General features: G+C 54.7%; 12 protein-coding genes. 7 read left to right on the plus strand and 5 right to left on the minus strand.

Translation table 11 applies throughout. The features are described from left to right. Positions 1–64 precede the first annotated feature (64 nt). Positions 65–433: a site-specific integrase gene (locus ACWI0H_RS06955; protein WP_485875741.1), complete on the minus strand. Its 369-nt coding sequence runs from the start codon at positions 431–433 to the stop codon at positions 65–67. 29 nt (positions 434–462) lie between these two features. Here ACWI0H_RS06955 and ACWI0H_RS06960 point away from each other — a divergent pair, with 29 nt between their 5' ends. Continuing rightward, positions 463–657 carry a hypothetical protein gene (locus ACWI0H_RS06960; RefSeq protein ID WP_485875743.1) on the plus strand — a complete coding sequence of 65 codons (195 nt, stop codon included), beginning with the start codon at positions 463–465 and terminating at the stop codon, positions 655–657. Between the two features lie 196 nt (positions 658–853). Here the strand turns inward: ACWI0H_RS06960 and ACWI0H_RS06965 are convergent, their stop codons facing one another. Beyond that, positions 854–1,903, minus strand: a complete 1,050-nt coding sequence (locus ACWI0H_RS06965) for a calcium-binding protein (RefSeq protein ID WP_485875745.1) — start codon at positions 1,901–1,903, stop codon at positions 854–856. Between the two features lie 46 nt (positions 1,904–1,949). Next, a complete protein-coding gene (locus tag ACWI0H_RS06970; protein ID WP_485875747.1) occupies positions 1,950–4,214 on the minus strand; it encodes a DUF4214 domain-containing protein in 2,265 nt (754 codons plus the stop codon). A 158-nt stretch (positions 4,215–4,372) separates the two neighbouring features. On the opposite strand from ACWI0H_RS06970, the gene ACWI0H_RS06975 reads away from it, so the two are divergent. From ACWI0H_RS06975 to ACWI0H_RS07000, 6 genes are all read left to right on the plus strand, one after another. Next, a complete protein-coding gene (locus ACWI0H_RS06975) occupies positions 4,373–5,674 on the plus strand; it encodes an IS1380 family transposase (protein WP_485875749.1) in 1,302 nt (433 codons plus the stop codon). A gap of 197 nt (positions 5,675–5,871) precedes the next feature. Then, positions 5,872–6,201 (plus strand): helix-turn-helix domain-containing protein, encoded by a 330-nt coding sequence (locus ACWI0H_RS06980; RefSeq protein ID WP_485875751.1) that lies wholly within the window; start codon positions 5,872–5,874, stop codon positions 6,199–6,201. After that, positions 6,173–7,195 carry an RNA-guided endonuclease TnpB family protein gene (locus tag ACWI0H_RS06985; RefSeq protein ID WP_485875753.1) on the plus strand — a complete coding sequence of 341 codons (1,023 nt, stop codon included), beginning with the start codon at positions 6,173–6,175 and terminating at the stop codon, positions 7,193–7,195. The genes ACWI0H_RS06980 and ACWI0H_RS06985 overlap by 29 nt, the downstream gene beginning before the upstream one ends. Positions 7,196–7,307: 112 nt before the next feature. Next, positions 7,308–7,547 carry a hypothetical protein gene (locus tag ACWI0H_RS06990; RefSeq protein ID WP_485875755.1) on the plus strand — a complete coding sequence of 80 codons (240 nt, stop codon included), beginning with the start codon at positions 7,308–7,310 and terminating at the stop codon, positions 7,545–7,547. A gap of 30 nt (positions 7,548–7,577) precedes the next feature. Beyond that, positions 7,578–8,690 carry an RNA-guided endonuclease InsQ/TnpB family protein gene (locus tag ACWI0H_RS06995; protein ID WP_485875757.1) on the plus strand — a complete coding sequence of 371 codons (1,113 nt, stop codon included), beginning with the start codon at positions 7,578–7,580 and terminating at the stop codon, positions 8,688–8,690. Between the two features lie 213 nt (positions 8,691–8,903). Next, positions 8,904–9,281 carry a DUF4214 domain-containing protein gene (locus ACWI0H_RS07000; protein WP_485875759.1) on the plus strand — a complete coding sequence of 126 codons (378 nt, stop codon included), beginning with the start codon at positions 8,904–8,906 and terminating at the stop codon, positions 9,279–9,281. Between the two features lie 320 nt (positions 9,282–9,601). Here ACWI0H_RS07000 and ACWI0H_RS07005 read toward each other — a convergent pair whose 3' ends face one another. Next, complete coding sequence (locus ACWI0H_RS07005) at positions 9,602–10,342, minus strand: response regulator transcription factor (protein ID WP_485875761.1); 741 nt, start codon at positions 10,340–10,342, stop codon at positions 9,602–9,604. 12 nt (positions 10,343–10,354) lie between these two features. Further along, positions 10,355–11,674, minus strand: coding sequence for a sensor histidine kinase (locus ACWI0H_RS07010; RefSeq protein WP_485875763.1), 1,320 nt, complete (start codon positions 11,672–11,674; stop codon positions 10,355–10,357). Between the last annotated feature and the right edge of the window lie 88 nt (positions 11,675–11,762).

Raw genomic sequence — 11,762 nt, forward strand, 5'->3', positions numbered from 1 at the left:
GTTGGTCGCACTCAGCAAGGTTTCTTGGGAAAGATGGGCATAACGTTGGGTGGTACACACATGGTTATGATCCAGCAGGCGCTGTACCCCCGTAAAGTGAACTGCCGCTGTTAAGCAAGAAGCTGGCGAAGCTATGGCGCAGGTCATGTAGGCGAACACCGGCCAGGCCGGCTTTTTCGCGGGCACTACTCCAACTGTAGGTGACGTTGGTGAGTGGCTTGCCGGTCTGCGGGTTGGCGAACACCCATTCCACGTCCTCGGGTACTGCCTCGTGCCGACTGGCCAGGATCGCCAGCGCCTGATCGGAGAGTGGCACATGGCATGCTTCCCCCGCTTTGGGTAGCGGAATCCGCCAGCGCCGCTGATCCCAATGGATATCCTCCCAGCGGGCCTTCAACACCTCGCCGCGCCGAGCCCCGGTCAAGAGTAGCAAGCCCACGATCGGGGGCAGCAGAGGATTAGGTGAAGCCTCAATGGCCAGGAACAGCCGCTTGGAATGATCTGCTTGAATGGAACTTCGCTTCAGGCACTCTCATCTACGAAATCGCAGATGAGGTATATTTAGGAAGTGAAGCGGTCGAACTCACCCTGACCGGTGTTTCCAACCTTTCCTATGTCAGCGGAATATTTTCCGTTAATAATGAAATGCCTGGTTGATATCGAGTAGGTAAGGTTTTCTGTACTTACTGTTTACCCCGGCTTCGGTTGGGGGGGGTTATTGCTTAGGGCTTTGCTGTGTGGCTGACACTGGCACCTGGGTAGGTGGCAGTGTCGCTGGTGATTTTCGTTCTATAAGGCGTGTTGCTATAAACTGGTAGGCGAATGCCTACCAGTGGGTTGAGCGGCGTTAAACTTAACCGCCGTAGGTGATGGCGCTACCATCCCAGTTGATATCAATATTGCTGCCCACCAGAATGATGTGCATGTCGGCGATATCATCAAATTCTCCTTGCTCGGCGATATCAATGAAAATACGCGTAGCCTCTTCCGTACCCGTTCCTTCCCAGTTCGTGACGTTGGCATTTTTCTCGTAGCGAATAGAAAGGCCTAGATCGCCTTCTTCTACACTAGATGCGTTGGCAGAGCCGCTGCTGAAGAATTGAACATCATCGAAATTCAGGAAATCTATCTTGTCGCCAAGGCTGAAGTTGTTGATGTAGTCACGGGTGTTATAGGTGGTTGAAGACTCCTCAATCAGCTCGTTACGATCGCTGCCTTCATAGATAAAGATATCCGCATCGCTGCTGCCATGCATATCGTCGCCACCTTCACCACCGGTAACGTAGTTTTTGGTGCTGGAAGAGCCGTTAACTACCGCATCACCTGCGTAAATCTGATCGCGGCCCTCTTCTCCGTATAGCGTGTCGCTGCCTGTGCCGCCTGTGATTGTGTCCTGGCCACTCCCACCCTTGACGGTGTCATTGCCATCACCAGCGTTGATAGTGTCGTAACCGGCGCCGCCATCGAGATAGTCGTAACCAGCTCCACCATTAATGGTGTCGCTGCTTCCCCCGCCAGTAACTGTATCATTGTCATTGCCGACATTGATGATGTTGCTACCCGGCCCACCAACGATGATTTGGCTTCCATCGCTGTCGGTGTCGGTGTTGATGAGAATCTGATCCTGGCTGCTATTATTTACCAAGTCAAAGACGTCGTGGCTGCCATTGCTGCTATTGTTTTGAGCCTGTGAAACTTCTTCGGCAGTGCCGGTAATGACGCGCACATCAGCGTTTGCCACCCACTCTTCTGCTGCGAGTTCATTGGTGTAGTTGCCAATCGCATCAGAAATCGTATAAGTAGTTTTGGCCGCTGTTGTTGAAACAGTATCAGCATCTTCAAAGGCAGCCCTGACAGCTGTCCAGAGGACTTCAGCTCCAGTAACATCAAAGGCATCGGTCACCGTAATGTTTTGTACCCGTGCATCGCCTGCAAAGCCGTCTACAGAATTACCTGTGATGAAATCTGTTACTAGAGATAGTATTAGTAATGTTTTCGGCTAAATCACGCACATAGAAGTTATATGCGAGCAAATCAGAACGCGGGTTCGAGCCAACAAAGCTGTTGATATCGGCAACCGTATCCTGCAAGTAACCAATAGAGGTGATTCCTGAATTGGTGAAATCCACTAACGTTTGTGCATTTGCTATATCGTAAAGTGCTGTGTAGTTAGTAAGGTTAGTGGCGCCATTAATACCATCTGTAAAGCTATTGTTGGTAAGATTGCCGTAGTAGTCAGTAACGTCATAAACCGTGTTGCCGCTATTCATTAAGCTATATAAATCATGAGCTTCACTGGCATTGGCTGCATCGTTGGCGGTGAGATTCACTGCATTATTAACGGCATCTCGCGTATTGCCAGTTGTGCTTATCAGATTGTTTGCGCTATCTAAAATATCGTAGGTGGCCCCATTATCACGTTCATAAATAGTACGCGCTTGGGATACATTGGCAGCATCATTAGCGGTGACACTCGTCGCCTGATCTAGGATATCGGCAGTAGTATCGCCGCCGCTACTTAGCGCGGCGCTGGTGTCTACCAATGTATAGGTCAGGTCGGAAAGCTGAATAGCGGTCTCGCCATCAGCCGCTTTTAGATTGCTAAGCGCCTGCAGGTCTTGTATGTCTTTTACGGTACGTGCGCCGATATTGTAACTTGTATCACTGAGCGTAATGGCACTGGCACCAGCTACCAAGTCGCTATCGGCAGCGGCAATATGCTCGTAGCTGTCTTTGAGAGAGTAGTCGAGCGTGCCGTCGCCGTTGGCGTCGTCGATCAAACCTGCCTGAGCTACAGTAGCGTCGTTATTGATGGTGACGTTAGTGCCCTCAGTAATATATTCATGGGCTACATCAACACCATCGACATTAGATATTAACTCGCTAATGTCGTCTGCTAAGTTATCCGCAATGACTTTGCTGCCTTCGCCTACGGCAGTATAGACCTCTGCTAAAGCTGTAATATCAATTGCATTTTCAACAATAACGGTAACGCCAGCTTTGATAAAGCCCGTACCACCATCAGCCACATCGTCTTTTATATGTTGAGCGGTATCTTTAACACGGGTGTAGGTGAGGTTTGAATTTAAATCTTGCAAGCTTACAAGTTGTTCAATGCTCGCCGCATCCAATACGGTGATGGCCGCGGCGTCCCCAAGCGGTGCTCCCGTTGTTAGCAACTCTGCGATAGTGCCATTGAGTTCAAACGTACCATCGCCACTGAGCGTTGTATCGGCGTATTGCGCAAGCAACATGGTCAGCGTCGCGTCGCTACTCACTTCGTAGCTATCGATAGCGTCCAGGTGGGTGTTTTCAGAAATATCCAGGTCGCTGGTAACCGTGGCGGTCACGTCCAAGGCATCGGCCAAGCCGCTCAGGTCTAAATTGTTAGTGAGGCCGTTCAACGTGAGCTGGCCTGTGCCGCTCACCATAATGTTATTCAACAGGCTGGCGTTAGCCGTTAGGGCAGCAGTTCCCAGTGCGATGCTCGATACAACGGACTTGCTGTCGAGCGTGGAAGACTCGCCTGCGCGGGTGAAGGTCCACTCGCCGTCGCTCTCGTTTAATGTAATCGCCCCGGTGGCGGTGCCACCGAAAATGACTGCGTTGTTGTCATCCAGCGTTGCGGTAAAGGTTATTGCTGGAGGAGTGGGTGTACCGCCACCGCTAGGCGGTGTTTCCGGTATCAGGGTATCGACCACCGGGGCGGCTTCATTGAGCACGTCGTCGGATGAGGTCTGCTCGGTTACGCGCTTCAGGTAGTCGCGGCCGATGCCGACACCACGGTCAGTCGAGTAGGCGTCTATATCTTCTTGGGTGTTCAGCTCCTGGGTGAAGGCGTTGGCAACGGTGGTGCGGCCTTCAAACGTGGTGCGGTCGGTTCCCTGGGCGGCTTCACGGATGGTAAGCGCTATCTCTGCGAGCGTCTTTTCACCGTTGTTGAGCATGTTGGTGTAGAAGCCTAGCCCTTCGTCTTCGGCATCGCGCCCGAACAGCTGCTGGTAAAGAGCATTGACTTGGGCAGAGGTATCAACACTTCCCAGGTTTGCGGTGTATTCCGCAGAGGTGCCGAAGGCATTGATGATTTCGCCAAGGTTCCCATTATTGGCTTCGAGCCTTTCTGCCCAGTATTGAAGGCCTGAAGGGTCAGCTGGGCGGCCGTAATAGGCGACATAGAGTGACTGTACGGTGTCGAGAGTAACCTGGTTAGCCATTAGGTAGCCATCCTCTTGTTTATTTTTAACGTTATAATGCTTAATAGCTTAATGTTCCCTTAGCCCGGATTTCTCACAGGGTATAAAAGAAAGCGGCTGAAAGTGCTATGATTTCAAGAACCTAACCAATCCATCAAGCACCAACAGCCGCTTCCAAAATGGTACCTGAAAAGCTGACCTTCTCGCCACTCTCACGCCGCCAAATTGAAGCCGACTTCTCCGGGGGCCACATCACGTCGGACGCCGGATTACTCCTGCTTCGTGAAGTCGATAAACACCATCGCCTGACACGCCGCTTGGCCACCGTGCTTCATGATCCCCGTACACCGGAACAGGTTCGTCATAAGCTCGACACTCTGGTTCGTCAGCGGGTGTTCGGTGTCGCCGCTGGCTACGAAGATTTCAACGACCATGAGGCCCTGCGCTATGATCAGGCCCTCCAGACAGCGCTCGGTGAAGAGGATACGCTGGCAGGCAAGTCAACGCTGTGCCGGGTGGAGCAGAACGCCGATCGGCAAGCAATAGTGAAGGCCCATGAGTTGCTGTGGCATCACTTCATTGAACAGCATGACGAACCACCAAAGGAGATCGTGCTGGACTTTGATGGCACCGACATCCCCGTGCATGGCGAGCAACCCGGCAAGTTCTTTAACCGTTATTACGATCACCACTGTTACTTCCCGCTGTATGTCTTCTGTGGGCGCCACTTACTGGTGAGCTATCTGCGCACCAGTGACCGCAGCGACAGCCGCCATAGCTGGGCGATCCTCGCCTTACTGGTACGCTTTATCCGCCAATACTGGCCCGATACCCGCATCGTGTTACGAGGTGATAGCCACTTTTGTCGTCCCCGGATGCTGAACTGGTGCGATCGGCATCACGTCGACTACATCGTGGGAATCGCCAAGAACAGCCGGCTGCTCAAGGAAGTGGATGTGCCCATGATGCTGGTACGCAAGACCCAATGGCAGGTGGGAGGGAAAGTGGCAGAGACGTTTCGCTTTCCGTATCAAGCACACTCCTGGAAATACCCATGCTGGGTGGTGGCCCGCCTGGAAGAAGGCGAGCTGGGCTCTAATCCCCGGTTTATCATCAGTTCCCGTTACGATGACGGCTTCAAGCTTTACTACGAGCAGTACTGTGCCCGGGGTGACATGGAGAACCGGATCAAGGATCAACAACTGAGCCTGTTCGCTGACCGTACCTCCAGCACGCACTGGTGGGCCAATCAGTGGCGGCTGATCTTGTCGGGCTTCGCTTATACACTGTTCGAGCGGTTACGGACTTACCTGAAGCACACGCCCTTCGCGCGCATGAGTCCGAGCAACCTGAGGCTCAAGCTCATCAAAGTAGGCGCGGTCATCATCCGCAATACGCGTCGAATCCGCGTACTCATGAGTGACAGCTACCCCTATAAAACGGCGCTATCCGATCTCGTCAGGCGGTTGGTTCCTAACTGACTGCTCGGGCGCCCCCGGCCCGACGCAATGGGGGGAAGGGGGAGGTGTGTCTGAACGACGAAAAGTGGTTAAAAAGTAGCCGATGTAAGTCGAGCCAATAGGTGTTTAGCGGTGTTAGAGCCTGAGTGCGGTACTGGCTGAGGTGCTATGAGAAATCCAGGCTAAGTGCCCCCGAACATGGTATCAAGCGCATCGAGGTGTCTTGGGCTCGCCCTGGCAGCGACTCCACCTTGCTGTTTGAGCAGGCGGTCATGTCGCTCGTCAAAGGGATGCCGGTGCTGGCCATCTCTCGACGGTTGGAGATTTCCGACAAGCGCCTATGGCGCATCGTGCACCACTACGTGGGCCGCAAGCTGGGCGAGTTGGACTTGTCACACGTCAATACTTTCGGCTTAGACGAGACGGCCTCTCGACGGGGTCATCGCTACGTCACGGTATTCCTCTATATATACAGGATACAGCGAAAGCAAGAACCGGTGATCTTTGCCATTCCTGGTCATGGAAAGGACATTATCAAGGAGTTTTAGAGCCTTCCTGGCCGAGCATGGCGGCCACCCCGATCACGTCATTGAGGTGGTCTGCGACATGTCCAAGGCCTTCCTCAAGGGAGCTGCTGAACAATTGCCTAATGCCGAGGTGACGGTGGACTGGTTCCATATCGTGCAGACCTTCACCAAGGCACTGGACGAGGTTCGTAAACGAGAGCGACGCTCCCAGGCTCACCCCAAGGCGCTCCACTGGGCGGTGTTGAAGAACACCGAAAGCGGCAACCTGACGGCCAACCAAGTTGCTTTGCTCCAGGAACTGATGAGTGTCCGGAGCGCCACAGCGAATGCTTGGATCATCAAAGAGAAGCTGCGCTGGATTCAGCTGGCACCGACGCCGCATGCGACCCGGTGGCGCATTACGAACTACCTCAAGGTGATAATGGTGGGGATTGATCTTGGGCTGACCGATCTATTTATCACTAGTGACGGCGCAAAGACCGGCAACCCGAGCCACCTGAAACGCTACGAGGCCAAGCTGGCGTACCTGCAACGCCGGTTAGCCAAGAAACGGAAAGGCTCGAAGAACCGCAACAAACTGCGCCAGAAGGTGGCGCGGCTTCATGCCAAGATCGCGGACTGCCGTCGCGATGCCCACCATAAAGCCACTCGCACACTGATTAACGAAAACCAAGTGCTGTGTATCGAGTCGCTCAACATCACCGGCATGGTCAAAAACCGTCATTTAGCCAAGGCGATCAGTGATGCAGGCTGGGGTGAGTTTGTCCGCCAACTCACCTATAAAGCCGAGTGGGCTGGACGCCAGGTGGTAAAAGTCAGCCAATGGTTTCCCAGCAGTAAAACGTGCCACGGCTGCGGCCATAAAGTCGAAAAGCTACCGTTGTCACAACGTCTCTGGCACTGCGAAGGCTGTGGCCAACCAATAGATCGCGACATTAACGCCGCGAAGAATATTCAAACTGCCGGACTGGCAGGGTTAGCCTGTGGAGCGACTGGAGAGGGGGTAGCGGCCTAGCCTCTATCTAGTGAAGGCGTGTTGAAGCAGGAAGGTTCTGGGGCAACCCAAGAACCCTCGCCCAAAGCGCGAAACGCGGCGGGCGGTGAGTGTCAGATAAGAGGCAGAGTTTATGACCGGCGATATCCGCATTGATGCGTTACTTCAGGAGCAACTGAGCCTAGCCACCGGCCTACCCGCCGGTATACCGCTCACGGTCAGCTACCGCTTTATGGAAAACTTGGTTGCCCCTGAAGGCCTGTCGCCATTAAGCAGTACGGTATATGATTTTATCAGTCAGCGCGGAAAACCTCGTACTTTGAGTGCGAGGATGGATAGCGCCGCGTCCGCTAGGACGCCTTGTGTCTTGTAGCCTTACAATATTTTGTTTACATTGTAAGTTATGAAAACCGAACGCGCTTTCAAATATCGCTTTTACCCCACGCCCGAGCAGGCAACCTTGCTGGCACGGACGTTTGGGTGCGTGCGGTTTGTCTGGAATACGGTGCTTCGCTATCGCACCGATGCGTTCTATCAGCGTCAGGAAAAGATCGGTTACAACGACGCTAGCGCGTTGCTAACGCAGTTGAAGAAGCAGCCTGACACCGCGTTCCTGACCGACGTCAGTTCGGTGCCGTTGCAACAATGCCTGCGCCATCAGCAAATGGCGTTCAAACACTTCTTTGCCAAGCGGGCGAGGTATCCGAGCTTCAAATCCAAAAAACATCGCCAGTCAGCCACCTTTGCGAAGTCTGCGTTTTTCTACCGTGATGGCCAGATCACGCTGGCCAAGTGTAGCGAACCGCTTACTATTCGCTGGAGCCGTGACTTGCCCGCCCATCCGAGCAGTATCACGGTGTCCAAAGATGCAGCGGGCCGCTATTTCATCAGTTGCTTGTGCCAGGTAGAGACCGACGCCCTCCCGATCACGCCGAAGATGGTCGGCATCGACCTGGGGCTGAAAGACCTGTTCGTGACCAGCGACGGAGAGCGCGTTAATAATCCGCGCCATACGGCCCGCTATGCCCGAAAACTGGCGCGGGCTCAGCGGCAATTGAGCCGAAAGCAAAAAGGCTCGAATAACCGTGCCAAGGCGCGGTTAAAGGTTGCTAAATGCCACGCTAAAATTGCCGATAGTCGGCTTGACCATCTCCATAAACTCACCCGCCAGATCGTCAACGAGAACCAAGTGATCGCGGCGGAGAGTTTGCAGGTTAAGAATATGGTCAAAAACCGGCCTCTATCCAAAGCTATCAGCGATGTCGGCTGGGGTGAGCTGGTGCGCCAGCTTGAGTACAAATCGGCTTGGGCGGGACGGCAGTTCGTCCAAATCGACCGCTGGTACCCCAGCAGCAAACGCTGTCATGGCTGTGGCTTTGTGATGGCGTCACTGCCGCTCAATATTCGCACCTGGGATTGCCCGGACTGCGGCATCCAAGGCATTGACCGTGACCTCAATGCCGCCCGCAATATCCTACAGGCAGGCACCGCGCTGTTAGCCGGTGCCGAGAGTTGACGTCAATACCGAAGGGCATTCGGGAATCTACGCCTGTGGAGTTTGTGTAAGACCGGCAATGCCAAGGCATTGAAGGCGGCGAACACCGAAGCAGGAACCTGGGAGGTGACCACCAGGGAATCCCCTTCCTTTCCGCCGCAAGGCGGCAGCGCAAGCTGAGGGAGGGGAGAGTGTCAAGAAGAGCGTCACTTTAATCTCGATTCGGTCGAGCGGGTGGCGTTCACCGACCAAGCCGTCGCTTTAGATATTGACCAAGGCGCGGGTGAGGCTTATCGCGTCTATAAAGCTGCGTTCGGCCGTGAGCCAGACCAGCCAGGGTTAGGCTATTGGATACATCAAATGGACGAAGGGGCCTCGCTTATCGAAGTAGCCGCTTCGTTTCTGGGCAGCGATGAATTCAGCGAGCTTTATGGCACCAACGTGGATAACACCGCGTTTGTCGATGCGATCTACACCAATGTGCTGGCGCGCCAGCCGGATGCAGAAGGCCACCACTACTGGCTAAATGAGCTGGAGCAGGGCGCCCGCCGCGAACAGCTGCTGGCAAGCTTTAGTGAAAGCCCTGAAAACAGAGCCAATGTTGCCGAGTAAATCGGTGAGGGGATTGTTTACGATTCCTGGCTTGCGTGAAACACTTGAGCAGTCTCATGTTGAGTACGGTTAACCTGAGCTGTTTCTTCCAAAGTGATGAGGACGTAAATATTGATGTCGATGATTAAGCTGAATGCAGTGCTACTGATGACCTCTATGCTGAGTGGCTGCGTGCCGTTTGTGCCAATTATTTGATGTTAGAGGTGGCTTGGTGATGTAAACGGCCAATCAGCTCACCCATAAATTTTGGGTATTGTCGTCGTTCTGGCTGAAGCAGAGCGTGACAGCTTTTTGGCCGTCTTCATGGACTGGCAATGTGATCAGCTGCTAACAGTTGGTACTAAGTCGTACCGCGAGACCGGGCCGGGAAACACGTAACCTACGCCCCGAACGGACTGAATCGGAAGCTTGAAGGCTGAGGTCGCGAATTTCCTCCGCAGCCGAGAAACCAGCACATCCAGGCTGCGGTCATCGGGTCCACTCGGTGGCTTCTTCAAGGCGACAAAGAGGTGATCGCGAGACACCGGCTCACCGGGTACCTCTGTCAGTAGGGAAAGAACCCCATACTCTGCCGCAGAAAGCCGGGCGCGTTCGCCGTCGGGTGAAGTAAGTGCCCAGCCTTCGGCATCAAACACCCACGCCTCCGCCATTGAGTCGTTTGACGTTTCGGTGGCTGCCTCAGCCGTAGCGTCATTTCCAATCCGCCGCCACAGGCTGAGCACCACCGCCTCTAATTCCCGCATGCTCACGGGTTTGCAAAGATAGCTGTCGGCTCCACGGCCGAGGCCTTCGATCCGCTCTTCGAGCCCCCCACGAGCCGTCACCATAATGACACCGGCTTTGCTTTCCTCGCGCAGGCGGTTGACCGCATCCAGGCCGCTTTCACCGGGCAGGCCCACATCGAGCAGAATGATGTTCGGTGCGAACTCTGAAAGTAGGGGCTGTAACTCCTCGACTGAGCCTACCTCATGCACCGTCATCCCCCGTTTGCGTAGGTAGCGAGCCACTGGCTGGCGAAAGTCCGGTTCGTCATCCACAAGGGCGATGCGAATTGAGGGCATGGAAGTCTCCATTTAAACCTCCAGCAAGGGTAGCGTGACGCAAAACACCGTGCCATGAGCTTGATCCAACCTGACGCTCCCTTCGTGCAGGGCGACGATACGCTGCACCAGATGCAGCCCCAAGCCGGCGCCCGGTTTATGCTGGGTGCGGCGAGCGCGGTAGAACTTCTCGAACAACCGTGGCACTTCGGTGGGGTCGATACCTGGCCCGTCATCACGTACGGCTACCTTCACTGTCTTGCCCTCTTGGCGGCACGAAAGCGTTACGCCCTCGGGCGTAGTCGTGTATTTACAGGCGTTATCCAGTAAGGCGGAAAAGGCGATGGGTAGCAGATAGGGGTCGGCATCCACCCGAACCGGTTTTTCTGCCCCCTGCAGTAGCATGTTGTACTCCTTGGCCAGTTCGGCCAGCACGGCGCCGACATCCAGCTCGCCTGAACGGCGGCTCTGTGAAACGTTCTCCAGCCAGTCGTCCGCCAGGCACCCCTCGACCAGATTACCCAACCGCCGCGAAGCTCTGTGAATACGATCCAGTTCCTCAGCTGATTCTTGATCATCTGCTGGCAAGTTACAGGCAATGAGATCCGCCGATGCCGCCATGATACCCAGAGGCGTGCGGAATTCATGCGAGACCATAGTCAAGAAGTTGCGTTGCTCTTGAAGCGCTGCTTCCGCCGCGCAACGAGCAGCGTTCTCCTTGACGAGGCGGTCCTGTAGTAAGTCACGCAACCGCTCCGTCACCATCACTGCCAACCCTACCGTTAAACCGAAGAAGAACAGGATGCCCCAGGCGAAGAAGGTGCTGGTGCTAGGGCCGAGCCGAAGCATGTCAGTGGCCAATACCGGTTCCAGTAAGGTTTGGGCTGCCCGTGCCAGATTGAGAATGCCATGAAGAGCAAGCAGAACCGCGACTGCCTGATGTGCATTAAGCAGCTGAAAGCGGCTGTCGCGCACAATCGTCCAGGTGCCGAGAAATACCAGAAGCATCATACCGATGCTAATGCTGATGATGCGAAGCCCCATGGCTTCGGGGACATTGTGGTAGAGCGTCATCGGGACGCAGAACACCACCACAATGGCGGCTAGCAAGGGCCAGCCGGCCGACCGGCCGAGAAAGCGCCGCGCCCCGGCGACCAAAAAAGCATGACCGATAAGGATCAAGGCGTTGGCAACGGCGATGGACCAGAACGGCGGAATAACGTTGCGCCCGTACAGCAGCCCCACACCAACGCTGATAGCAACCATGCCGATGGCCCAATCACGTGGGCCAGGCAGGCTTCGGTGCAGGCGGTAAAGCAGTGCCAACGCTAAGGAGGAAAGCGCCAGGGCCATGCACAGCACCGCTAGCCCGGATTTCTCACAGGGTATAAAAGAAAGCGGCTGAAAGTGTTAACGTTTCAGGGCCATACACCAAAAACCA

It is taken from the genome of Halomonas sp. NYA30 (assembly GCF_976980765.1).

Bases quoted from the DNA above. Each gene is read 5' to 3' on its own strand.
- ACWI0H_RS07005 (WP_485875761.1), bottom strand. From the start codon at position 10,342: ATGCCCTCAATTCGCATCGCCCTTGTGGATGACGAACCGGACTTTCGC.
- ACWI0H_RS06995 (WP_485875757.1), top strand. From the start codon at position 7,578: ATGAAAACCGAACGCGCTTTCAAATATCGCTTTTACCCCACGCCCGAG.
- ACWI0H_RS06990 (WP_485875755.1), top strand. From the start codon at position 7,308: ATGACCGGCGATATCCGCATTGATGCGTTACTTCAGGAGCAACTGAGC.
- ACWI0H_RS06975 (WP_485875749.1), top strand. From the start codon at position 4,373: ATGGTACCTGAAAAGCTGACCTTCTCGCCACTCTCACGCCGCCAAATT.
- ACWI0H_RS06985 (WP_485875753.1), top strand. From the start codon at position 6,173: ATGGAAAGGACATTATCAAGGAGTTTTAGAGCCTTCCTGGCCGAGCAT.
- ACWI0H_RS06970 (WP_485875747.1), bottom strand. From the start codon at position 4,214: ATGGCTAACCAGGTTACTCTCGACACCGTACAGTCACTCTATGTCGCC.
- ACWI0H_RS07010 (WP_485875763.1), bottom strand. From the start codon at position 11,674: ATGGCCCTGGCGCTTTCCTCCTTAGCGTTGGCACTGCTTTACCGCCTG.